General features: G+C 60.5%; 16 protein-coding genes. 4 read left to right on the top strand and 12 right to left on the bottom strand.

Annotation, left to right across the window (positions count from 1 at the left end; translation table 11 throughout):
* Positions 1 to 138 precede the first annotated feature (138 nt).
* Positions 139 to 1,602 carry a D-alanyl-D-alanine carboxypeptidase/D-alanyl-D-alanine-endopeptidase gene (dacB, locus tag J5M56_RS07835; RefSeq protein ID WP_207936312.1) on the top strand — a complete coding sequence of 488 codons (1,464 nt, stop codon included), beginning with the start codon at positions 139 to 141 and terminating at the stop codon, positions 1,600 to 1,602.
* 130 nt (positions 1,603 to 1,732) lie between these two features.
* On the opposite strand, the gene J5M56_RS07830 is transcribed toward dacB, so the two are convergent.
* On the bottom strand, positions 1,733 to 4,126 hold the full coding sequence (locus J5M56_RS07830; protein ID WP_207936310.1) for a diguanylate cyclase: 2,394 nt from the start codon (positions 4,124 to 4,126) through the stop codon (positions 1,733 to 1,735).
* 93 nt (positions 4,127 to 4,219) lie between these two features.
* Positions 4,220 to 6,412 (bottom strand): bifunctional 23S rRNA (guanine(2069)-N(7))-methyltransferase RlmK/23S rRNA (guanine(2445)-N(2))-methyltransferase RlmL, encoded by a 2,193-nt coding sequence (gene rlmKL / locus J5M56_RS07825; RefSeq protein WP_207936304.1) that lies wholly within the window; start codon positions 6,410 to 6,412, stop codon positions 4,220 to 4,222.
* A gap of 565 nt (positions 6,413 to 6,977) precedes the next feature.
* Here rlmKL and J5M56_RS07820 point away from each other — a divergent pair.
* Positions 6,978 to 7,193 (top strand): ribosome modulation factor, encoded by a 216-nt coding sequence (locus tag J5M56_RS07820; RefSeq protein WP_079227119.1) that lies wholly within the window; start codon positions 6,978 to 6,980, stop codon positions 7,191 to 7,193.
* A 95-nt stretch (positions 7,194 to 7,288) separates the two neighbouring features.
* Here the strand turns inward: J5M56_RS07820 and J5M56_RS07815 are convergent, their stop codons facing one another.
* Positions 7,289 to 8,314, bottom strand: coding sequence for a quinone-dependent dihydroorotate dehydrogenase (locus J5M56_RS07815; RefSeq protein ID WP_207936302.1), 1,026 nt, complete (start codon positions 8,312 to 8,314; stop codon positions 7,289 to 7,291).
* 123 nt (positions 8,315 to 8,437) lie between these two features.
* Here J5M56_RS07815 and J5M56_RS27040 point away from each other — a divergent pair, with 123 nt between their 5' ends.
* Positions 8,438 to 8,566, top strand: a complete 129-nt coding sequence (locus J5M56_RS27040) for a hypothetical protein (protein WP_279381806.1) — start codon at positions 8,438 to 8,440, stop codon at positions 8,564 to 8,566.
* Between the two features lie 231 nt (positions 8,567 to 8,797).
* On the opposite strand, the gene J5M56_RS07810 is transcribed toward J5M56_RS27040, so the two are convergent.
* From J5M56_RS07810 to ppsA, 8 genes are all read right to left on the bottom strand, one after another.
* On the bottom strand, positions 8,798 to 9,838 hold the full coding sequence (locus J5M56_RS07810) for an OmpA family protein (RefSeq protein ID WP_060477725.1): 1,041 nt from the start codon (positions 9,836 to 9,838) through the stop codon (positions 8,798 to 8,800).
* A gap of 109 nt (positions 9,839 to 9,947) precedes the next feature.
* A complete protein-coding gene (gene sigX, locus J5M56_RS07805) occupies positions 9,948 to 10,514 on the bottom strand; it encodes an RNA polymerase sigma factor SigX (protein WP_060477726.1) in 567 nt (188 codons plus the stop codon).
* A gap of 113 nt (positions 10,515 to 10,627) precedes the next feature.
* The gene (locus J5M56_RS07800) at positions 10,628 to 11,452 is read right to left on the bottom strand and encodes a mechanosensitive ion channel domain-containing protein (protein WP_060477727.1); all 825 of its coding nucleotides are present in this window, start codon (positions 11,450 to 11,452) and stop codon (positions 10,628 to 10,630) included.
* A 2-nt stretch (positions 11,453 to 11,454) separates the two neighbouring features.
* Positions 11,455 to 11,718 carry a hypothetical protein gene (locus tag J5M56_RS07795; protein WP_060477728.1) on the bottom strand — a complete coding sequence of 88 codons (264 nt, stop codon included), beginning with the start codon at positions 11,716 to 11,718 and terminating at the stop codon, positions 11,455 to 11,457.
* Positions 11,719 to 11,811: 93 nt separating this feature from the next.
* Positions 11,812 to 12,807, bottom strand: a complete 996-nt coding sequence (locus J5M56_RS07790) for a zinc transporter ZntB (protein WP_060477729.1) — start codon at positions 12,805 to 12,807, stop codon at positions 11,812 to 11,814.
* Between the two features lie 27 nt (positions 12,808 to 12,834).
* Entirely contained in the window at positions 12,835 to 13,326 is a 492-nt protein-coding gene (rraA, locus tag J5M56_RS07785) for a ribonuclease E activity regulator RraA (RefSeq protein WP_060477730.1), read from the bottom strand.
* Positions 13,327 to 13,608: 282 nt separating this feature from the next.
* Complete coding sequence (locus tag J5M56_RS07780; protein ID WP_243430596.1) at positions 13,609 to 14,601, bottom strand: alpha/beta fold hydrolase; 993 nt, start codon at positions 14,599 to 14,601, stop codon at positions 13,609 to 13,611.
* Positions 14,602 to 14,703: 102 nt separating this feature from the next.
* Positions 14,704 to 17,079, bottom strand: coding sequence for a phosphoenolpyruvate synthase (ppsA, locus tag J5M56_RS07775; protein ID WP_060477732.1), 2,376 nt, complete (start codon positions 17,077 to 17,079; stop codon positions 14,704 to 14,706).
* A 188-nt stretch (positions 17,080 to 17,267) separates the two neighbouring features.
* Here ppsA and J5M56_RS07770 point away from each other — a divergent pair, with 188 nt between their 5' ends.
* The gene (locus J5M56_RS07770; RefSeq protein WP_060477733.1) at positions 17,268 to 18,086 is read left to right on the top strand and encodes a pyruvate, water dikinase regulatory protein; all 819 of its coding nucleotides are present in this window, start codon (positions 17,268 to 17,270) and stop codon (positions 18,084 to 18,086) included.
* A 60-nt stretch (positions 18,087 to 18,146) separates the two neighbouring features.
* Here the strand turns inward: J5M56_RS07770 and J5M56_RS07765 are convergent, their stop codons facing one another.
* Positions 18,147 to 23,012: an NAD-glutamate dehydrogenase gene (locus J5M56_RS07765; protein ID WP_207936300.1), complete on the bottom strand. Its 4,866-nt coding sequence runs from the start codon at positions 23,010 to 23,012 to the stop codon at positions 18,147 to 18,149.
* Positions 23,013 to 23,145 lie beyond the last annotated feature (133 nt).

Genomic DNA, 23,145 nt, shown 5'->3' with positions numbered 1-23,145 from the left:
CTACAAAGGCGCTTTTCCGTCGAACGTGGCACATCAACGCTGCGCTTGGGGCATAATGCGCTCTATATTTCATCCTGGGGCGATCATCTCTTACAGCCCCTGTGTCTTTTTCCCTCGTCTGCAGGGTGTTTACTTCTTATGATCAAACAGCTCCGCCCTCTCGTTCTTGCCAGCCTGCTGCTGCCCCTCGCGCTACCCAGCCAGGCTGCCGCCGTCAATACCAACCTGCCGCCCAAGGTTCAGCAGGCGCTCAAGGCCAACAAGTTACAGGACAGCGCCCTCTCGCTGGTGATGCTGCCGTTGAATGGCCCGGGCACTGCGACCGTGTTCAATGCCGATGTATCGGTGAACCCGGCCTCGACCATGAAGCTGGTCACCACTTACGCCGCCCTTGAATTACTCGGCCCGACCTTTCAATGGAAAACCGAGTTCTACACCGATGGCACCCTTAGCAATGGTGTGCTCAATGGCAACCTGTACCTCAAGGGCGGCGGCGACCCCAAACTGAACATGGAAAAGCTCTGGCTGCTGATGCGTGACCTGCGCGCCAATGGCGTGCGCACCGTCACCGGCGACCTGGTACTGGACCGCAGCCATTTCGTGCAACCCAACCTGCCCCAGTTCGATGATGACGGCGGCGACGTCAACAAGCCGTTTCTAGTCAAGCCCGATTCCCTGATGATCAACCTCAAGGCTCTGCGCTTCGTCGCTCGCAACGATGGAGGCAAAGTCACCGTTGCCGTGGAACCACCGATCGCAAGCATTCGCATCGACAACCAGGTCAAGGCCGTGGCAGGCAAGCAATGCAGCGGCGACGTACGCTACAACCCTGTGCAGCAGGCTGACGGGGTCAGTGTGACCGTCACAGGTCAGCTGGCCGATGGCTGCAACTCGCAGACCTATTTGTCGTTGCTGGACCACCCGACCTACGCTGCCGGGGCCGTGCGGGCAATCTGGAACGAGCTTGGTGGCAGCATTCAGGGCCGCGATCGCGTGGAAAACGTGCCCAAGAGCGCACGCCTGCTGGCACGTGCTTTCTCACCGGACCTGGTGGAAGTGATCCGCGACATCAACAAATACAGCAACAACACCATGGCCAGGCAGCTGTTCCTCAGCCTGGGCGCGCAGTTCCGCACCGACGCCGATGGCGACGACGCACGGGCCGCGCAGCGTGTGATACGCCAGTGGCTGGCGAAAAAAGGTATCACCGCTCCACATCTGGTGATGGAGAACGGCTCAGGCCTGTCACGCGCCGAGCGGGTCAGCACCCGCGAGATGGCCGCGCTACTGCAAGCGGCATGGAACAGCCCCTATTCGGCCGAGTTCATCAGCTCGATGCCGCTGGTAGGCATGGATGGCACCATGCGCAAGCGCCTCAAGCGCACTGCCATGGCAGGTGAGGGCCATATCAAGACCGGTACCCTGAACACCGTGCGAGCCATCGCCGGCTTCAGCCGCGACAGCAACGGTAAGACCTGGGCAGTAGCAGCGATCCTCAACGACCCGAAACCCTGGGGCGCCTCGCAGGTGCTCGACCAGGTTCTGCTGGACCTGTATCGCCAACCGAAATTGAACAACAACATCACTGCAGCAGCGCCTTGATACGCCTGCTTGGGCTGGCCTCTTCGCGGCCAAACCCGTTCCGGCACTAACAGCAGCGCATTACAGCGCAGTTGTTCACGTGAAGGAGCGGGTTTACCCGCGAAACTACCGGTGCAAGCACATGCGTCTGTCAGGTCAGCTCGGGTTCAACTCTGTCCCGGCCAGCCTGCTTGGCCGCATACACCCCAGCGTCGGCACGCAACAGCAAGGCATCAGCGCCCTCTCCTTCGCGCCAGCCAGCAACACCGAAGCTCGCGGTGACCTTGCCCACTCCTTCAATGGGCACGCTACGCACCGCTTGCCACAGCTCCATGGCCAGCACCCGCGCCTGTTCTGCATTGCTGCCCGGGCACAGCACCATGAACTCCTCGCCCCCCAAGCGGCAGAACACATCAGTACGGCGCAACCGCTGAGCAATGCGCTGGCACAAACGTCGAAGCACCAAGTCACCCACGGCATGGCCATGGTGATCATTGATCCGCTTGAAATGATCGATGTCGAGCATGATCACGGCTAAGTCCAGCCCGCCACGCTGGGCGCGTTCAAGTTCGGCCCTCAAGCGCTCCTGGAAATAACGGCGGTTATGTATCCCAGTCAATGCGTCGGTAATCGACAACGCGCGCAACTCTTCCTCGACCCCTTTGAGATCAGAAATATCGGTCTGGTAGCCATGCCACAGCGTGCAACCATCTTCACCAGGCTCTGGGGTCGCCTCGCCACGCACCCAGCGCAGCCCAGCGCGCGGCAGGCACACCCGGTACTCTTCGCGCCACGCGCACAGGTGTTCGGCAGAGTAACGCACCGAGCGGCGCACACGCTCCAGATCGTCAGGATGAATGCGCTCGAATACCGCCGTAGCATCCTTGCGCAGCAGCTGCAGGTCGATTTCGTAGATATCGAACAGCCCTTGGCTCGCATAGGGGAAGCAGGAGTGCCCGTCGGCATCCAGCCGATACTGATAGATCCCCCCCGGTACTTGCGCGCTGAGTTTCTCCAGTAGACGATCACGCATGGCCAACGCCTCCAGCACACGTCGTCGCTCGGTGACGTCGATGCAGATGGCCAGGTAGCCTACCCAGAGCCCCTGCTCATCGAGCACGGCGGTGACCAGCATGTTGGCTTGTAAATGGCTGCCATCCTTACGCACCAAGGTCCACTCGACCGGCTCACCGCTGCTGTCGTGGATGGTTTCGGCAAACATCGCCTGCCCACCGGCGATTTGGCGCCCGTAACGGGTGCTCAATGCTTGGGCCCGCTGGTTCAGCTCCTCAGGCAACACCAGATCCTCAAGTTGCAGATGCCCGATGGCTTGATTGGCCGAATAACCAAGCATGCGCTCGGCACCTGTGTTGAAGGTGCTGATAACGCCCTTGAGGCTGGTGGCGATGATCGCTACTTGCGTTGCCGCATCCAGCACGCTGCGCAGCCGGTTGTGGGTTTCGCGCAACGACTGCTCGCTGATCTGCAACTGCGCCGTGCGCTGTTCGACCAGCGCCAAGGCGCGCTGCCGTTGACTGAACAGACTGTAAAGAAGCGTGCTCAACAACAGGCTCAACAAACCACCCAGTAACGTAACGGCAAAAGCTGCCGAAGACTGGTTGGCCTTCTGAAAGGCCTGGCTAGGGCGAATGTCCAGCTGGAAAGCGTGATCGGCCAGGTGCAGCAACTGAGTGCTGACCATGCTAAGTGCCGCCACCGGGTTCTGCGAGTCGAACAGCACTTCATGACCACCGCGCCCAGTCGGGTCGGTGATGCGCACTACCAGGTTGTCATCGGCGGCCGCCGGAAGGCCCTCAGTGAGCAACTGGCGCATGTTCATCAGCGCCATGACATAGCCTTGCGGGGGGCCATCGGGCTGAGCATCGGCAAACACCGGAGCCACGATCATCACCCCACGGCTGAACTGCGGCGCAACACTAAGCATGTCCAGCGGTGCAGAAACCGCCATACTGCCTGGATGCACCGCCCGCGCCAAGGTCTGCTCACGTGCCGGCTGGCTGCGCAGGTCGAGCCCGTAAGGTTGCCCTTGCAAGGCATCGGCCTGGGTGTAGAGCACCGGGTAATAATGATCCCGCGCAGGTGCCGACTGCCAATTACCCGAAGCATCAAGCTGGCGTATCTGGTAATCGTGGCCAAGCCAGCCACTGGCCTGGCGCTCGAACTCACGTCGTTGCGACGCCTCTACTCGCGGTGCCCAGGAATAAGCCTGGGTTCGTTGCAGCAAGGCTCGGGCATAGCCCTCGAACTCGCTTGGCGTAATATCCCTGGAGTAGGTGAAAAAACGCCGCAACCCGTCCAGGCGCTGCTCCTGATCGTCGAAGCGCTCAGCAATCCGGCTTTGACGTTCAGTGGCCAGCAGCTCGAAGCGCTGACGCAGCTGTTGCTTGTAAAGTGCCTGGGCAGCCAAGGCCAGGCCCGCCGTCAGCAGAGCACCGGCCACCAACGCCACCAACGCCACCGCCCAGCCAGCCAATGCCTCGCTGCACAGACCCAACACCTTCGCACGTACGCCCCACTTCGACATAGATCAATCTCATCACGTCAGCGTCCTGCGAAATCTCGGCCATCAGCTGAGTTATAGCTATTGGCCACTAAGCGCGCAACGCGCCTTTTCGACTTAGCGCAATTGCAGGCGCCAGGCGCGGTGAATGCGGTTGTTGCGCGCGAAGTCCGGGTCCAGCGTCTGAGCGCTGATTTCCTCGACCACATAGCGCGTGCTCAAGTGCTCATCAAGCTGGAACTTGCGGAAGTTGTTGGAGAAATATAGGACCCCCCCCGGCGCCAGACGAGCCATTGCCAGATCAAGCAGTTGCACATGGTCGCGCTGAACGTCGAACACACCTTCCATGCGTTTGGAGTTCGAGAAAGTTGGCGGGTCGATGAAGATCAGATCGTAGCTGTCGCGGTTGGCTTCAAGCCAGGCCATTACATCGCCCTGCTCCAGCCGGTTACGCTCGGAAAAGCCGTTCAGCGACAAATTCCGGCGGGCCCAGTCCAGGTAGGTTTTCGACAGGTCGACACTGGTGGTACTGCGCGCACCGCCCTTGGCTGCATGCACGGTGGCCGTGGCCGTGTAACAGAACAGGTTGAGGAAACGCTTGCCGTCGGCCTCACGCTGGATACGCATGCGCATGGGGCGGTGATCGAGGAAAAGGCCGGTATCGAGGTAGTCAGTGAGGTTGACCAGCAGTTTCACACCACCTTCATTGACCTCCTGGAAACGCCCTTCAGTGGCCTGACGCTCGTACTGACGGGTGCCGCTCTGGCGCTCACGGCGCTTGAGCACCACACGTTGAGGATCAATGCCAAGGGCCTGGGGGATTGCAGCCAGGGCATCGAGCAAGCGTCCCTGTGCCTTGTCCGGGTCGATCGAGCGAGGCGCTGCGTATTCCTGCACATGCACCCAGTCGTGATACAGGTCGACCGCCAGGGCGTATTCAGGCATATCGGCATCGTAAAGACGGTAGCAGTCGACCTGCTCCCGACGCGCCCACTTACCGAGCTGCTTGAGGTTTTTCTGCAATCGGTTGGCGAACATCTGCGCGCCTTCAGATAGGCGTGCCGGCACGCTGGCGACTGCCGCAGGGCGGCGGTCCTGGCCATGTTCGGGCTGAGCTTCGCGGCGTTCACCAGTGACGAACTGGTCAGGCTGCACCTTGAACAGCAACAGCTTGCACGGCAAGGCGCCGTTCCAGAAGGCATATTGTTTGTGGCTGCGGATACCCATGCGCTTGCCCAGTTCGGGTGCGCCGGTGAACACCGCTGCTTCCCAACCCATGCAAGCCTGGCGCAGGCGTTCACCGAGGTTCTGATAAAGGTACAACAGGCTGGCTTCGTCACCCAGGCGCTCACCATACGGTGGGTTGCTGATGACCAGGCCTTTCTGGTTCTGGTCCGGGCGCGGCTCGAAGGTGCTGACTTCACCTTGGTAAATCTTGACCCAATCGCCAAGGCCTGCGCGCTCGACGTTATTACGCCCCGGCTGGATCAGCCGCGGGTCAGCCTCATAGCCGCGAATCCACAGCGGTGGCTTGGCAAGGCCGGCCTGCGCTCGGGCCTGCGCTTGTTCGTGCACTTTACGCCAGGTCGCCGGCACATGGCCGAGCCAGGCGCTGAAACCCCAGCGCTCACGCTTGAGGTTGGGCGCAATATCGGCAGCGATCATCGCAGCCTCCACCAGGAAGGTACCTACACCGCACATCGGGTCGGCCAAGGCGCCGCCTTGGGCAGCGATACGTGGCCAGCCAGCGCGAATCAGCACGGCAGCCGCGAGGTTTTCCTTCAGCGGCGCGGCGCCTTGCTGCAGGCGATACCCACGCTGGTGCAGGCTGTGCCCAGACAGATCGAGAGAGAGAATGGCCTCGCCTCGGTCAAGGCGCAGATGCACACGTACATCCGGGTCGAGCTTCTCAACCGATGGGCGCATACCCTCACGGTTGCGCAACTTGTCGACGATGGCATCCTTGACCTTCAACGCCCCGAAATGGGTATTGTCGATGCCTGAGCCGTGGCCACTGAACTCCACGGCCAGCGTACCGTCGGCAGCCAGGTGGTCGGCCCAGTCGACAGCGTGCACGCCATCGTAAAGGTCATCGGCATTCTTCATCGAGAAGCGTTTGAGCACCAGCAACACTCGGTTGGCCAAGCGCGACCAGAGGCACAGGCGGTAGGCAGTTTCCATGTCGGCCTCGCCACGGATGGCCGAGGTGTGCTCGCGTACATCATCGAGGCCAAGGCCGCGGGCCTCTTCGGCAAGCAGGCCTTCGAGGCCTTTGGGGCAGGTGAGATAGAGTTCGAAACGATCCGACATGAGTTTTCCAGCGCCTTGGGCTATGTAAGTGGCAAGGCGACGCATCACCTTGCCGATGTTTGCCCGAATACCCTTTGAGCAGGCATCCGAGTGGCCATACCTTGCTGCTTGATTGCAGCCGGGTGGCCAGGCCGCCTGTTTTGATCCGCCGCTCGCCAGGTAGCAAGAACAGCTTAGATCATCAGGCAGTACAGATAATTTCCACGAACTACGGAGCCAGCGTGACCCTTCGTCGCATTACTAGATATTTCTTCGCCCCCGTCGCAACGCTGGCGAAATGACGTCAAGGTTCCGCAAAACCCCGATGTGTGCGGGCCAAACCGCAAATAGGGTTGAGTCGCATTTATTTACTTATCCCTTCACCCTAGGAAAGGTTACGTCCTTATGACAAATCGATCATTCACACCGTGACCTGCATTCGTTAGAACTGGTCTCAGGCCGCTTCGCAACGAGGCGGCACATTCAGCTCGCCACGCCGGCAGCGAGCGCAAACCGGCAGAAAGACTCTGCCCGGCCTCGGAGAGGCCGACGGGACATTACAGTCAACAAGTGAGGGCAACACCCTATGAGAAGACTTAAGCGTGATCCGTTGGAAAGAGCATATTCACGTGGCTACCAATATGGGGTCACCGGCAAATCCCGCGAACTTTGCCCGTTTACACTTCCTTCGGTACGTCAAGCCTGGATCAATGGCTGGCGCGAAGGTCGCGGCGATAACTGGGACGGCATGACTGGCACCGCTGGCATCCATAGACTCAACGAAAATCACGCCGTTGGCTGAACGAGGACACTGAATTCGAGTCACCATGCGCGCCCCATCCGGGCGGCGGGCTTCGGCCCAGGGGCCCCTTGATGGGGCCCTTTTTTGTGTTTGCCTCAGGCCTTGGGCATCGCCGCGATCGCATCTACCGCTTCGCGTATCAGCTGCGGCCCCCTGTAAATGAAGCCCGAGTAGATTTGCACCAGGCTCGCGCCTGCTGCGATTTTCTCGGCTGCATGACGGCCTTCGGTAATGCCGCCAGCGGCGATGATCGGCAGCTTGCCACCCAGCTCACCAGCCAGCACTTTCACGATGTGCGTGCTCTTATGCAGTACCGGAGCACCGGACAGCCCACCGGCCTCAGCACCGAACTCTAAGCCTTCGACCCCTTCGCGGCTCAACGTGGTGTTTGTGGCGATTACCGCGTCCATGCCCGAGGTCATCAGCGCCGAGGCCACCAATGCAGTTTCCTCATCGCTCATGTCCGGGGCAATCTTGATTGCCAGAGGTACCCGCTTGCCATGTTGTGCAGCCAACTGCTCACGTCGTTCGGCCAAGGCATCGAGCAGTTGCTTGAGCGAATCGCCGAACTGCAGACTACGCAGGCCCGGGGTATTTGGCGAGCTGACATTCACGGTGATGTAGCTGGCTTGGGTGTAAACCTTGTCCAGACAGATCAGGTAGTCGTCGACTGCGCGCTCGACTGGAGTATCGAAGTTCTTGCCGATGTTGATACCCAGTACGCCGGTGTAACGCGATGCACGCACGCGCTCGAGCAGGTGGTCGACACCCATGTTGTTGAAGCCCATGCGATTGATGATCGCGGTCGCCTGCGGCAGGCGGAACAGCCGCGGCTTGGGATTACCTGGCTGCGGGCGCGGAGTTACGGTGCCGATTTCGACGAAACCAAAGCCCAACTGGGCAAAACCGTCGATGGCCGCGCCATTCTTGTCCAGGCCCGCTGCCAGCCCCACCGGGTTGGCGAAGTTCAACCCCATCACGGTCACCGGCAACGCAGCCGGCTGCTTGCAGAGCATGCCATTGAGCCCAAGCCGGCCACCGGCGCCGATCAGGTCCAGGGACAAGTCATGAGAGGTTTCCGGGGAAAGCTTGAACAGCAGCTGGCGGGCCAGGTTATACATGGGTGAGAAAGGCTCGGGGTGAGTGAGGCAGCGATTATAGCCAGCACTGGCCTTGCATGACAGGGGCTTGGCACATGGGGTGCGACTTCACTTGCCTACTGCTTAGTCAGAACGGACAGGTGAATGCTTGAGTACACCGCCTCTGGCCTGGGTACAGGGCAGCGATGCGCCGGAAAAAACAGCCCCAACGTCGGCTCCATGGCGCTGTGCGATTGCGCTTCGGTGGTGGTCGCCGCTACTCAGAGCCGCTGAACGAGCGTGGTGAAGGCCAGCATTGGCTTGGTCGCTCATACCAGTTGCTTGAGGATGAGCCACTCAGAGCCTGACGAACCTTGGCCATGTTATCGCTGCTGCTTAATCTGGTGCTGCTCTGCGCGCTGCTAAGGGATAAGCGCGAAAGGCAGGCCACGGCGCCAGCCACACGAATTACAGGCAAAGAAAAACCCGGCCTCGGCCGGGTTTTTCTTTGAAGCATCAAACCAATTACTTGGCCTGGGCTTCTACCTGAGCTTCAACGCGACGGTTGATAGCGCGGCCTTCTTCGGTGGCGTTATCAGCAACCGGACGGGTTTCGCCGTAGCCTACCGATTGAACGCGGCTCGACTCAACGCCGTACTGCTGGGTCAGCACTTGCTTGACAGCGTTGGCACGACGCTCGGACAGCTTCTGGTTGTAAGCGTCTGGACCTACGGAGTCAGTGTGACCCTCAACCACGGTGGTGGTTTGTGGGTACTGCTTCATGAAGTCAGCCAGGTTCTTGATGTCGCCGTAGCTGTTTGGCTTGACGACCGACTTGTCGAAGTCGAACTTGACGTCCAGCTCAACGCGAACGACTTCGGCAACAGCCGGGCAGCCATCAGCGTCAACGGTAACGTTGGCTGGGGTGTCTGGGCACTTGTCGACGTTGTCGCAAACGCCGTCGTTGTCGGAGTCGGAGCAAACTTCAGCAACTGGAGCTGGTGCTGGAGCTGGAGCTTTGCCACCGCTGCCACCGAAGTTCAGACCAACACCAACCGACGGACCCCACTCGGTGTAGCCGCTGTCGATGTTGTAGTTGGCTTCAACGCCAGCACGGGCGAAGAACATGTCGGTGATGTACCACTTGGCGCCAGCGCCAACGTTGGCGAAGGTGGAGTGGTCACGGCCGTTACGAGTGGCTTGGCCCAGGCTCTCGTGAGCGAAGCCAGCCGATACGTATGGACGCAGAGCGTCGCCAACGGTACCGAAGTGGTAGGTAGCGTCCAGCTTGGCCTTCGAACCTTTGATGTTCTTGTTGAAGACTTCGCCACGGGCGTTGTGAGTTTCGTTGTAGCCCAGGTCCAGGGATACGTCGTCAGTCAGGAAGTAACCCAGACGAACACCAGGGTTGGTGCCGTCGTTCTTGAAGTTACGCTCGCTGTCGTAGTACTGCTTGGTCACGTTGCCTTCGATTTCGACCGCGCCTTGGCCTTGAGCCATAACGCCGAACGAAGTAGCAGCGACGAGCGAGCCAATGGCCAAGCCCAAGGTGTTTTTCAGTTTCATCCGTTAAATCCCCATCTGGTGATAGTTAAGCAGTCCCACCAATCCGGGGGGACAACTCGACGGCAAGTCTAGCAGAACTCACCGATTCGTTAGAGATATTTGCTGCGGACTAAGTTTCATCCAATCCGGCAAATTTCTCACGAAGCTTGTCTAGGGCGCGCTTGTAGCGCATTTTCGTTGCGCTCAAGCCCATGTGCATGATGTCGGCGATCTCCTGGAACTCCAGCTCTGCGACAAAACGCAGCACCAGAATTTCCCGATCGATCGGGTTCACATGCACCAGCCACCTGTCCAGCCCGCCTTTTTCTTCCGGTTTCGGAGCCTTTTCCTCGGACGCCTCTTCTATAGGGTCCAGGCTCAAGGCATCCATCAACCGGCGTTTTCGACGCTCCTTGCGGTACTGGGTAATGCATTCGTTGTAGGTAATGCTGTAGAGCCAGGTCTTGAACTTGGACTTACCCTCGAAGTTCTTCAGGCCATACAGCACCTTCAGCATCACCTCCTGACAGACATCATCAGCATCGCGGTCGTTCCCTAGGTAACGCGCACAGACGTTGAAAAGGGTCCGCTGGTAGCGCCGCATGAGCTCCTCATAGGCGCGGGTAACGTGATACAGCTCCTCATGCGAACGCGCCACCAACTCCTCGTCGGTGAGTTCGCGGGGGTCATAACGCATGGGCGGCGAATGAACTTTATTCAAAACAGGTCTGGCCGACAGTCAGGTCAATGTCGCCGCTCAGCCCCCTTGGGCTGATTTCGCGGCGGCATACATTAACAGCTTTTGTGCGGTTAGCGGCTGTTGACTCGCTGCTCAAGGAGCACGCGATTGGACAGCGATACCAACTCACCCTCATCGGTCAGCAGGGTCGTCTTGACCGTGCCGATCTCCTCGATCATGCCTTCGACCTCTCCAACGCGCACTTGCTGGCCGACCTGGAACAGTTCACGCACATAAATGCCCGCCAAAATTTGCCCGGCGATTTCGCGGCTGCCGAGGCCCATGGCCAGCGCAACGGCCAGACCAACGGTAATCAGCCCGATGACGATCACATGGTTGAGCAGGTCGGTCTTGACCTCGAGCTGGCTGATCGCCACCGAGATGCTGATGATGATCACCAGGCCCTGGGTGATGCGCCCAAGGCCGGCGGAGTATTCCAAGCCGATACCCTCGGCAGCGCCACGCACTAAGCCATTGGCCACCTGCGCCAACAGCACGCCGGCCAGCAGCACCAACGCTGCGCCAAATACCTTGGGCAGGTATAAAGCAAGCATGTCCAGAGTGGCCGAAACCCGCTCAAGGCCGAGGGATTCAGCGGCCGAAACCAGGAAGATCAGAAGCACGAACCAGTAGACGATCTTGCCGATCAGCGTCGAGATCGGTACCTGGATGCCAACCCGGCCAAGCATCTTGGTCAACCCGGTGCCCGCCATCAGGCGGTCCAGGCCGAACTTGGCCAGCAGTTTGGAAAGCAGCGTGTCGAGCAGCTTGGCCACGACAAAACCGAGCAGCACCACGACCAGCGCGCCGAACAGGTTGGGGATGAAGTTCGCTACCTTGGTCCATAGGGCGGTCATCGCAGTGACCAGGCTCTGGGTCCAGAGATCGAGTTCCATATTCAATCGGCCTTATCTGCTTTGCTGCCAGCGGCAGCGTTGCGGGTAGAGTGTCGACGCACCGGCGCGACGTGCGCCGAGCCATTGTTCACGGCGATCAGCAATGCCTGGCTCCAGCGGCCAAGCAGGCTGAACAGATCGCCGGCACCGACCTGGCGGTTGGCGGTTTTCAGCACGCGGCCCAGGCACGCGGCATCGTCTCGCTCCTCACCGGAGGGCGATGCGTTGAGCAGGTCACGCAAAGATTGTTCAAACGGATCGTGCATGGGCACCTCGCGCATTGTCAGTCAGAGACGAGATGGCCGGGCGATGGGTCACACATCGCACTGCAACGAATGTTTCAAGATCGCTCGGCACCTTCATACCCAACGCAACCGCCGGAACAACCACCACTGCCCCACGGCCAGCGCCAACACCACGATGCACGCCAACAAAAAGCCGTAAGGGTTGCTCGCCCCTGGTATGCCACCGACATTGATGCCCAGCAACCCGGTGATGAAACTCATGGGCAGGAAGATGCAAGTGATGATGCCGAAACGGTACATGGTGCGGTTCATCCGCTCGTTGAGGCGGCGATCCTCGCTCTCCAGCACCAACGCTGCCCGTTCGCGGGTCAGTTCGAGCTCTTCGAGGTAGCGGATAAGGCTGTTGTTGAGCTCGTTCCAGTAATCGGCGTCGGCATCGCAGAACCAGCTCCATTTGCTGCGCGACAACTGCGCATAGATCTCCCTCTGCGGCGCCAGAAACCGCCGCAAGCCCGCCGCACGGCGACGGATTTGCTGCAGGCTGCCATGCTCCGGGGTGTACCTCTCGTCGGACTCGACTTTTTCCTCTTCAAGGTCGACCAGTTCTGAGAGGTCGCTGACCAGGCTCTGGACTTTCTCGGTCAGCAGTTCGCCCATCAGCAGCAACAGTTCGGACGCCGATTTCGGCCCTCTACCCTCCTCCAGTTGCTGCAACACTTCATCGCTGGCACGCAGCGGCCGCAAGCGCAGCGAGATTACCCGCTGCGCCTGCGCATGGATGCGCACCGAGACCATGTCCTCAGGCTCTGCGCCCGGATTGAGGTTGACCCCACGCAAAAACAACAGCAGCTGTTCACCGGGCTGAGGCAGCAAGCGCGGCCGGGTGTTTTCCTCGAGCAGCAAGTCGCAAGCGAACTCGCTCAAGCCACTATCGTGCAACAGCCAACTGCGCGTTTGCGGATGACTGCGATCCCAGTGCAACCACAAGCTTTCCTGAGGCTGCAATTGCAGGCCATCCAGCTCGGTGCGGGCAATAGCACGTGCGCCGCCTTCACCATCGAGCACCAGGGCATGCACCAGCCCCCACTGCGCGTTGTCTTCCTCGAACATCAAAGCTCCATCAGCGCCAGCAGCGCGTTACTCCGGCATTTTCAGTGGGCTTGGCGAGATGATCACGCCATTGTTGTCGGCGTAGAGGTATTCACCAGGGCGGAAAGTGACACCTGCAAAAGTGACCGCCACGTTGAGGTCGCCTATGCCGCGCTTGTCGGTTTTCATCGGATGGCTGGCCAAGGCTTGCACCCCGACGTCGGTCTGAATCAGCACGTCCACATCGCGGACGCAACCATAGATCACCAGGCCTTCCCAACCATTTTTCGCTGCCTTTTCAGCGAGCATGTCACCGAGCAGCGCACGACGCAGCGAGCCTCCCCCATCGACCACCAGGACTTTGCCAGTGCCATCGAGCTCGACCTGCTCTTTGACCAGGGAGTTGTCTTCGAAGCATTTGATGGTGACGATCTGGCCACCGAATGAATCACGGCCACCGAAGTTGCTGAACATAGGTTCGAGCACCTGGACCAGGTCCGGGTAGGCGTCACACAGGTCGGGCGTTACGTAATGCTGCATGGGAAGCTCCTGTCAGTCACAACGAAAGCGGGTGTTGGCCAAGGCTACACCGTAGACGCGGGTGTAGTCATCCGAGACCGGCAGGTCATGTTTCACCCGCATTGGGTTCTTCGCGGTTGAGCCGGCCACCACAGATGCTGCGCATGCATGCAAATGAGCCCAATACGTGGGTTTACCCGCTAAGCGGCCGGTACAGGTCGGCAAGCCAGTTGCTACCAAAACGAGCCCTTACAACCCCAAAACCCGCGTAGCCGCCATGCATCGAGTATCAGTGAAACGTATTCAGCTGACAGGCACCGCCTCGCGCACCACCGTCGATTCATGTACCGGCACCAGCGGGTCGCGCAACCAGCGCTGCACCAACGGCCAGACCTGCGCCTGTGCCGCCTTGCTTACCAGCATGTCGACGTGACCGAAGGCCTCGAAGCCCTGTTCGACGCCCAGGCGCAGGAACTGCTTGCGCTCGCCACCGAACTGGTCGAACAGCTTACGGCAGGCCCACACCGGGTCCTGGAAGTCGCCGGCCCCGGCCACGGCCAATAGCGGCACATCAACCTCGGCCAAGCCCGCCCACCAGTCGCCCTGTTTGTCACCAAAACGTCCAAACAGGCCGTGCCATCGCATGCTCTCCAGGGCCACGCCAATCGGCTCGTCCTCCGGCCCACGCTTGAAGCGCGGCCCCGAAATCTGCCCCCAACGCTTGAGCAACAGCTTCGCCCCCCAGGTCAGCGGCGGCACCTTCAAGGGCCAGTACACCCGGCTGATCTGGGTACCGAACAACGCAAGGCTGGCCACTTGGTCAGCACTGAGGTAGCCACCCCCCAGGGCCGCAACCAACGTCGTACCGCCCAGCGAGTGGCCGACCCAGTGCGGCACCTGCCCGGTTTGTTCAGCCACGAATGCTGCGATCAACGGCAAGTCATAGCGTGCGTAGTCGCTCACGCTGTTGTGCTTCCAGGCATTGTTGCGCGGCGATAAACCATGCCCGCGCATCTCAGGTACCCATACATCGAACCCGGCCCGCGCCAGTTCTGCGCCCAGGCCAATACCCTTGGGCGAATACCAGAAACGCCGGTTCGAGAAGCTACCGTGCAGCAGAATTACCGGCACCCCCTCGGCCCGGCCGTGATCGGCCAGCCCCAGACGGGTCACAGCCAATTCGACGCTGGCGTCGGGGCTGTTGCCGGCTTTGATGCGGTATACGTCTTCACTGAGGTCACCGCGGCGCTCGGCACTGAGCAAGGCCACGGGAAAAAGATTGCTGCTGCTTTGCATAAGGTTGCTTGATGCACAAAAAAGGGCGTGATCCATCGCTGGAACCCGCCCTGGAAAAAACCAGGCGTGGGCGCGCCAGATGCGCCCACGCAATTTACCGTATCAGGCCGCGCCTTGGCCTTCGGCCAGGAAGAACCAGGTTTCAAGAACCGAATCCGGGTTCAGCGACACGCTTTCGATGCCCTGCTCCATCAGCCATTTGGCCAGGTCCGGGTGGTCCGAGGGGCCCTGACCGCAGATGCCGATGTACTTGCCAGCCTTGTTGCACGCGGCAATGGCGTTGGCCAGCAATTTCTTCACCGCAGGGTTTCGCTCATCGAACAGGTGGGCAATGATGCCAGAGTCGCGGTCCAGGCCCAGGGTGAGCTGAGTCAGGTCGTTGGAGCCGATGGAGAAACCGTCGAAATATTCGAGGAACTCTTCGGCAAGGATCGCGTTGGACGGCAGTTCGCACATCATGATTACGCGCAGACCGTTATCGCCACGGGCCAACCCGTTTTCAGCCAGCAGATCGACCACCTGGCTGGCCTCGCCCAGGGTCCGCACGAACGGCACCATGATCTCGACGTTGGTCAGGCCCATCTCGTTGCGCACGCGCTTGAGGGCTCGGCACTCGAGCTCGAAGCAGTCACGGAACGACTCGCTGATGTATCGCGAAGCCCCGCGGAAGCCCAGCATCGGGTTTTCTTCTTCCGGTTCGTAAAGCTTTCCGCCAATCAGGTTGGCGTACTCGTTGGACTTGAAGTCCGAAAGGCGCACGATGACCTTTTTCGGGTAGAAGGCCGCAGCCAAGGTGCTGATACCCTCCACCAGTTTTTCGACATAGAAGCCGACCGGGTCGTGATAACCGGCGATGCGCTTGTCGACGCTCTCTTTAAGCTCCGGTGGCAGCCCGGCGTAGTTCAGCAGTGCCTTGGGGTGCACGCCGATCATACGGTTGATGATGAACTCCAGGCGCGCCAAACCAACGCCGGCATTGGGCAACTGGGCGAAGTCGAAGGCACGGTCGGGGTTGCCGACGTTCATCATGATTTTGAACGGCAGCTCTGGCATGGCATCCACCGAGTTCTGCTTGACGTCAAAGCCCAGCTCACCTTCGAAGATGAAACCGGTGTCGCCCTCGGCGCAGGACACCGTCACGCCCTGACCGTCCTTGAGCACCTGAGTGGCGTTGCCGCAACCAACTACGGCTGGAATGCCCAGCTCACGCGCGATGATAGCGGCGTGGCAGGTACGCCCGCCGCGGTTGGTGACGATGGCGCTGGCGCGCTTCATCACCGGCTCCCAGTCCGGGTCGGTCATATCGGAAACCAGCACGTCGCCCGGCTGCACTTTGTCCATCTCGGACACGTCGTTGATCACACGCACCTTGCCTGCACCAATGCGTTGGCCGATGGCGCGACCTTCCACCAGAACGGTGCCCTTTTCTTTGAGCAGGTAACGCTCCATGACGTTGGCGCTGGCGCGGCTCTTCACGGTCTCGGGGCGGGCCTGGACGATGTACAGCTGGCCGTCGTCACCATCCTTGGCCCACTCGATGTCCATCGGGCGCTGGTAGTGCTCTTCGATGATCATCGCCTGCTTGGCCAGCTCGTTGACTTCTTCGTCGCTCAGGCAGAAACGCGCGCGCTCGGCACGCTCGACTTCCACGGTTTTGACCGAGCGGCCGGCCTTGGCTTCATCGCCATAGACCATCTTGATGGCCTTGCTACCCAGGTTGCGGCGCAGGATGGCCGGACGGCCAGCCTTCAGGGTTTGCTTGTGAACGTAGAATTCGTCAGGGTTGACCGCACCCTGCACCACGGTTTCACCCAGGCCATAGGCGCCGGTGATGAACACCACGTCACGGAAACCCGACTCGGTGTCGAGGGTGAACATCACCCCAGCGGTACCGGTTTCGGAGCGGACCATGCGCTGCACGCCTGCGGACAGGGCCACCAGCTTGTGGTCGAAGCCCTGGTGGACGCGATAGGCAATGGCACGGTCGTTGAACAGCGAGGCGAACACTTCCTTGGCCGCACGGATCACGTTGTCGACGCCACGGATATTCAGGAAGGTTTCCTGTTGACCGGCGAACGAGGCGTCCGGCAGGTCTTCGGCGGTGGCCGAGGAACGCACGGCCACAGCGATATTGTCATTGCCCTTGGACATTTCGGCGAACGCGGTTCGGATTTCCGAATCAAGGCGTGCCGGGAATTCAGCCTCCATCACCCATTGGCGGATTTGCGCGCCAGTCTTGGCCAGGGCGTTGACGTCGTCTACATCCAAGGCGTCGAGGGCCGCGTGGATCTTGTCGTTCAGGCCACTTTGCTCGAGAAAGTCGCGGTATGCCTGAGCCGTAGTGGCAAAGCCGCCCGGTACCGACACGCCTTTACCGACGAGGTTACTGATCATCTCGCCCAGGGATGCGTTCTTGCCCCCCACGTGCTCTACATCATGGACGCCGAGCTTATCGAGGGAAACTACGTACTCTACCAAGGTGATCTCTCCACTAACTGTTGGGAAAAGCGCTGGGGCGCCCGCCTGCCGCTGTGACTTGGCCGGACGCTGGTGGCCTGTACCTGGAAAATAGATTCGCAAAATATGGCAGAATGCCGACAGCCGCATTCGGCAAACCGAACTTATCATATCCAAGAAACGACATCAGCTTAAGGCCCAGATCGCAAATGAAACGAACCGCGTTCTTCATCTCCGATGGCACCGGCATCACAGCCGAAACCCTGGGCCAGAGCCTCCTCGCTCAATTCGAGAGCATTCCTTTCAATAAATTTACCCGCCCGTACATCGATAGCCCCGACAAAGCCCGTGCGATGGTGCAGCAAATCAACACGGCGGCAGAGCGTGACGGCATGCGCCCGATCATCTTCGACACCATCGTCAATCAGGACATCCGCGAGATACTGGCGACGTCGAACGGGTTCATGATCGACATCTTTTCGACGTTTTTATCCCCGCTCGAGCAGGAATTGACTGCCCATTCGTCGTATTCGGTGGGCAAATCTCACTCAATCGGCGGCAACTCCAATTACATGGAGCGCATCGAAGCGGTGAATTTCGCCCTGGATAACGACGACGGCGCACGCACTCACTATTACGACAAAGCCGACCTGATCCTGGTGGGCGTGTCACGCTGTGGCAAGACCCCGACCTGCCTGTACATGGCTATGCAGTTCGGTATCCGCGCAGCGAACTATCCGCTGACCGAAGACGACATGGAACGCCTGCAACTGCCGGCGGTATTGAAGAAGTACCATCACAAGCTGTTCGGGCTGACCATCGACCCCGACCGCCTGACCGCCATCCGCCACGAGCGCAAGCCCAACAGCCGATATTCAAGCTTTGCCCAGTGCGAATTCGAGGTACGCGAGGTGGAGAGCCTGTTCCGCCGGGAGAACATCCCCAACATCAATTCCACGCATTTTTCGGTGGAAGAGATTTCGGCGAAAATTCTGGTGGAAAAAGGTGTGGAGCGCAGGTTCAAGTAAGCCTGCCAAAGGGGCGCTTCAGCAATAAAAAAGCCCCGGCATCACTGCCGGGGCTTTGTTTTAGGACGGCACCGCCGCCGCCTGCCCACTCATTGCCAGGTCGACCAGCTCGCGGTTGGCCACCGCATACATCGCATAGTCGTTACCCGTGGCATTGCGCAGGTCGTCGAGCATGGCACGCCAGCGCTCTACCATCACCCGATGCTGCTCGGCCCACAGCGCCACCCGTGCGTCCATGTCTTGCGGGGCATCGGCCATTTGCAGCACGGAAATGGTGATCGCTCGCTGCTGCAGGTCGATGTCGTCGCGGAATGCCTCGCGGGCAAGGGCCTGCCAGTTGTTTTCCACCGGCAGGTTGCTGATTTCCTGCAAGTACCAGGTCAGGTCCAGTGCACTACCCACGGCGAAGAACGCCTTGGCCACCTGAGCCGGGTCATGGCCGGTCACATCCGAGGCTTCGATGATCGGCAGCAGGGTGTACAGGTGGGTGGTGCCTGCGACCATGCGCGCCAGCAGCTCGGGTACACCGGCGTCGACAAAGCTCTGGTAGCGCACCATCCAGCGCTCGCGGGTCGGCCCTTCGAGCAGCTCGTCGAGCTTGAGCCCCAGCTGGGCGATCTTTGGCCCGAAGTGCGCAGTGTCGCGCCCTGCATCCTGCTCGTTGCGCCGGCTACGCAGGAACCAGCGGGTGGCACGGCGGCCCAGGCGCATCAGCTCGTCCATCAAGGTCAGCTGGATATCTGCCGGCACCTGATAGTCCAGCGCCTCGATCTGGCGGAACCAGTGCGGCAGGTGGAAGATGTCGCGCACGATCACATAGGCCCCGGCAACGTTGGCCGGGCTCATGCCGGTGGACTCCTTCAAACGCTGGACGAAGGTGATGCCCATGTTGTTGACCAGGTCGTTGGCGATCTGGGTGCTGACGATTTCACGCTTGAGGCGGTGACGACGCATGGCGTCGGCGAACTTGCTGACCAGCGACGGCGGGAAAGCGGTTTCCATGTCACGGGTGAGGTAGTCGTCGTCCGGCACCAGCGACTTGAGCAACTGCTCCTTGAGGTCGATCTTGCTGTACGAAATCAATACCGACAGCTCGGCCCGGGTCAGGCCATGGCCTGCGGCCAGGCGCTCGGCCAATTGCTCTTCGGAAGGCAGAAACTCGATGGCCCGGTCCAGTTTGCCACGGCTTTCCAGGTCAGCCATCAGGCGCTTGTATTCGGCGATCCGTTCGCGGGCGCGGCGCGCTGCCAGGGACAGGGCCTGCGTTTGTTTGTAGTTGTTGCCCAGCACCAGGCTGCCCACTTCCTCGGTCATGCTGCCCAGCAGCTGGTTACGCTGCTTCTCGGTCATGTCGCCACCCTGCACCACTTCATTGAGCAGGATCTTGATGTTGACCTCGTGGTCGGAGCAGTCCACGCCACCGGCGTTATCGATGAAGTCGGTATTGGTAGCCCCGCCATTGAGGCCGAATTCAACACGCCCAAGCTGGGTCATGCCGAGGTTGCCGCCCTCGCCTACCACCTTGCAACGCAGTTCGTTGCCATTGACCCGCAACGCGTCGTTGGCCTTGTCGCCAACATCGGCATGGCTCTCGCTGCTGGCCTTGACGTAGGTGCCGATACCACCGTTCCACAGCAGGTCCACCGGTGCCTTGAGCAGGGCATGCAGCAACTCGGTTGGAGTTAGCCGATCCGCCTCGATGGCGAAGCGCTCCTTCATTTGCGGGCTGATGGCGATACTCTTGGCGCTGCGCGGGAAGATCCCCCCGCCCTCGGACATGATGCTGGTGTCGTAGTCGGTCCAGGCCGAACGCGGCAGGTCGAATAAGCGTTTGCGCTCGGCAAAGCTGGTAGCCGGGTCCGGGTTAGGGTCGATGAAGATATGCAGATGGTTGAACGCTGCCACCAACTGCAGCTTGTCAGACATCAACAGACCGTTGCCGAACACGTCACCGGCCATGTCGCCGACGCCAATCACGGTAATCGGGTCCTGCTGCACGTTGATACCGCGTTCACGGAAGTGACGCTGCACACCCACCCAGGCACCGCGCGCGGTGATGCCCATCTTTTTGTGGTCATACCCGGCCGAACCGCCGGAGGCGAAAGCATCACCCAGCCAGAAGCCGTAATCGATGGCGATACCGTTGGCGATGTCGGAGAAGGTCGCAGTGCCCTTGTCGGCGGCCACCACCAGGTACGGATCGTCATCATCGTGGCGTACCACGTTGGCCGGCGGCACCACGCCTCCGTCCTTGAGGTTGTCGGTGATATCCAGCAGGCCGCTGATGAAAATGCGATAGCAGGCCACGCCCTCGGCGGCGATCTCGTCGCGGGTACCACCCAACGGCAGCCTGCGCGGCAGGAACCCACCCTTGGCACCCACCGGGACGATGACCGAGTTCTTCACTTGCTGGGCTTTGACCAGGCCCAGGACTTCAGTGCGGAAGTCTTCCTCACGATCCGACCAGCGCAGGCCGCCACGGGCGACGTTGCCAAAGCGTAGGTGCACGCCCTCGACCCGTGGCGAATAAACGAATATCTCGAACTTCGGCACCGGTTTGGGCAGTTCAGGGATCAGCCGCGGGTTGAACTTGAAGCTGAAGTACGACTTGCTCTGGCCGTTGGCATCGGGCTGATAGAAGTTGGTACGCAGCGTGGCTTTGATCAGGTCGAGGTAGCGGCGCAGGATGCGGTCTTCGTTGAGTACCTGCACCTCGTCCAGGGCCGTGAGAATCGCCTGCTCCAGGCGCTGTTGCTTATCGTCCAGGTCATCGACGGTCAGCTTGCGCGCCAGATAGAAGCGGGTCTTGAACAACCGCGTCAGCTCACGAGCGATGTCGGTATGGTTGTTCAGGGTGCTTGCGATGTAGCCGAGGTCGAAGCCCAGGCGGATCTGCTTGAGATAGCGGGCATAGGCGCGCAGCAGAGCCACGTCACGCCATGGCAGGCCGGCGGTGAGCACCAGGCGGTTGAACGCATCGTTCTCGGCATCGCCGTTGACGATGTGGACGAAAGCATCCTGCAGAACGTCGTTGAGCTGCTGGATATCCAGGCTCAGGCCTTCGCTGTAGGTGAACGCGAAGTCGTGGATCCAGTACTCACGCCCGTTGGCGTGGCGCAGGCGGTAGGGAAACTCGCCGAGCACCCGCAGGCCGAGGTTTTCCAGAATCGGCAGAACATCCGAGAGCGCCAGCGGTGTATCGGCGTGATACAGCTTGCAGTGCAGCAGGCGTTCACCCAGGCGCGTAAGCGGCTGATAGAAGCTCATCGCCAGTGGCTTGCTCTGCGACAACGCGAGCACATGCTGCAGGTCGACTACGGCCGAATGGGCCGGGAAGCGCTCGCGGTAGCCTGCGGGGAAGCCTTTGGGGAAGTCCGCGAGGATGTTGGTGCCCTGAGCTTCGCCAAAGTTTTCCACCACCAGCGCCGAGTAATCGTCCTGCCACGAGCGGCAGGCCTGAATCACTTCGTTTTCCAGCTGTTGCGGGTCGATATCGATGCGGTTCTTTGGGTCCACCCGAAGAATCAACTGCACGCGGGCCAGCACCGATTCGGAGAAGAACGTCCAGAACTCGCAGTCGCTGGCCTTCAGGCGCTCCATCAGCACTTGCTGGATTTTCTGCCGCACCTCGGTGGAGTAGATCTCTCGGGGCACGTAAGCCAGGCAGTAGCAGAAGCGGCCATAAGGGTCTTTGCGCAAGAACACGCGGATCTTGTTGCGCTCCTGGATCTGCACGATCGACATCACGGTATTGAACAGCTCGTCGATCGGGGTCTGGAACAGATCGTCGCGCGGCAGCACCTCCAGCACCTGGGCCAGCTCTTTGCCAAGGTGCGCCTTGGGATCGAAACCTGAGCGGCGCTCCACCTCGGCGACCTTGACGCGAATGTACGGGATGGCATGCACACTCTCGCCGTACACCGACGAGGTATACAGGCCCATGAAGCGGTGTTCCTTGATGACCTTGCCGTCCTCGCCCAATTGGCGAATCGACACATAATCCGGGTAAGCAGGGCGATGTACACGGCTGGGCAGCGCGGCCTTGGCGAAAGACAGCAGCAACGGCTCGTTGAGATAGGCCACCGCATAGTCTTCGATGCGCAGCTCTTCAGCCGTAAGGCCCACGCGCAAGCGACGCGGCAGACCCAGGAACGATTGCTCGTCGTAGACCATCTGGCCGCCGGAGCTGTCGGCCTGGACGGTGAATTCTTCATAGCCGAGGAAGGTGAAATGGTTGTCCAGCAGCCATTCGAGGAATGCCTTGACCTCGCCCTTCTCGTGCTGGGCGGGGCCATAGGCGGTGTTTTCCACCTGGGCAACGACGTCACGCAGCTTGGCTTTCATCGGTTCGAAATCAGCGACCGCCACGCGCACTTCGGCCAGCACCTGCTCGATCTCGCGGGTCAGCACGCTGAGCTCGGCAGCGTTGGCGCAGCGGTCGATCTCCAAGTACATCAGCGATTCGTGGCCTACGCCCTCGCCCTGGGTGCCCTTGGGCAGCAGCTCGAGCAACTCGCCATTGGCGCCCCGGCGCACGCTCAGCACCGTAGTCTGCAGGGTATGAATGCTGTAGCCGCGGCGATTGAGCTCGGTACGCACCGAGTCCACCAGGAAGGGTAAGTCGTGGTGCAGTACCTCCACAACAGTGTGGGTGGACTGCCAGCCATTGCGTTCGTAGTCGGGGTTGTACACCCGCACCTGCGGCTGTTGTGGGTCGAAGCGCTCGATGATGCGCCATGCCGACAGGGTGCAACCGGCCAGGTCCGAGAGCCGGCGCTGGGTAAGCTCGTCCATGGAGATGATGCCGAAGAACTGGTCGGCGAACAGCGCCACTTGTGGCAGGGACTGTTCGCTGATGTGCTGCGCCAGGGCCGCTTTCAGTTGATGCTGGAAGTCGGCTTTGCTGGCTGCGGTGAAAAACGCCATCTGTGGTACTCCGCTTGGGCTTTGTATTGGTTGTAGCGTCGTGCACGTCCGCCTTGTACCGATCAACCATAGCCAACCCGTGGCAAGCCGGACGCAAAAAACCAGACATCGAACGTGCCATCCACGTTCGGGC

The organism is Pseudomonas sp. 51_B (assembly GCF_017491595.1).
Lineage (GTDB): Bacteria > Pseudomonadota > Gammaproteobacteria > Pseudomonadales > Pseudomonadaceae > Aquipseudomonas > Aquipseudomonas promysalinigenes.
The sequence above is the reverse complement of the archived record's forward strand: the minus strand, read 5'-3'. Positions and strand labels throughout refer to the sequence as shown.

What these genes read in the sequence shown, in the direction of transcription:
- dacB (WP_207936312.1), top strand. Translation starts at nt 139, where the DNA reads ATGATCAAACAGCTCCGCCCTCTCGTTCTTGCCAGCCTGCTGCTGCCC.
- J5M56_RS07830 (WP_207936310.1), bottom strand. Translation starts at nt 4,126, where the DNA reads ATGTCGAAGTGGGGCGTACGTGCGAAGGTGTTGGGTCTGTGCAGCGAG.
- rlmKL (WP_207936304.1), bottom strand. Translation starts at nt 6,412, where the DNA reads ATGTCGGATCGTTTCGAACTCTATCTCACCTGCCCCAAAGGCCTCGAA.
- J5M56_RS07820 (WP_079227119.1), top strand. Translation starts at nt 6,978, where the DNA reads ATGAGAAGACTTAAGCGTGATCCGTTGGAAAGAGCATATTCACGTGGC.
- J5M56_RS07815 (WP_207936302.1), bottom strand. Translation starts at nt 8,314, where the DNA reads ATGTATAACCTGGCCCGCCAGCTGCTGTTCAAGCTTTCCCCGGAAACC.
- J5M56_RS27040 (WP_279381806.1), top strand. Translation starts at nt 8,438, where the DNA reads ATGCTTGAGTACACCGCCTCTGGCCTGGGTACAGGGCAGCGATGCGCC.
- J5M56_RS07810 (WP_060477725.1), bottom strand. Translation starts at nt 9,838, where the DNA reads ATGAAACTGAAAAACACCTTGGGCTTGGCCATTGGCTCGCTCGTCGCT.
- sigX (WP_060477726.1), bottom strand. Translation starts at nt 10,514, where the DNA reads ATGCGTTATGACCCCCGCGAACTCACCGACGAGGAGTTGGTGGCGCGT.
- J5M56_RS07800 (WP_060477727.1), bottom strand. Translation starts at nt 11,452, where the DNA reads ATGGAACTCGATCTCTGGACCCAGAGCCTGGTCACTGCGATGACCGCC.
- J5M56_RS07795 (WP_060477728.1), bottom strand. Translation starts at nt 11,718, where the DNA reads ATGCACGATCCGTTTGAACAATCTTTGCGTGACCTGCTCAACGCATCG.
- J5M56_RS07790 (WP_060477729.1), bottom strand. Translation starts at nt 12,807, where the DNA reads ATGTTCGAGGAAGACAACGCGCAGTGGGGGCTGGTGCATGCCCTGGTG.
- rraA (WP_060477730.1), bottom strand. Translation starts at nt 13,326, where the DNA reads ATGCAGCATTACGTAACGCCCGACCTGTGTGACGCCTACCCGGACCTG.
- J5M56_RS07780 (WP_243430596.1), bottom strand. Translation starts at nt 14,601, where the DNA reads ATGCAAAGCAGCAGCAATCTTTTTCCCGTGGCCTTGCTCAGTGCCGAG.
- J5M56_RS07770 (WP_060477733.1), top strand. Translation starts at nt 17,268, where the DNA reads ATGAAACGAACCGCGTTCTTCATCTCCGATGGCACCGGCATCACAGCC.
- J5M56_RS07765 (WP_207936300.1), bottom strand. Translation starts at nt 23,012, where the DNA reads ATGGCGTTTTTCACCGCAGCCAGCAAAGCCGACTTCCAGCATCAACTG.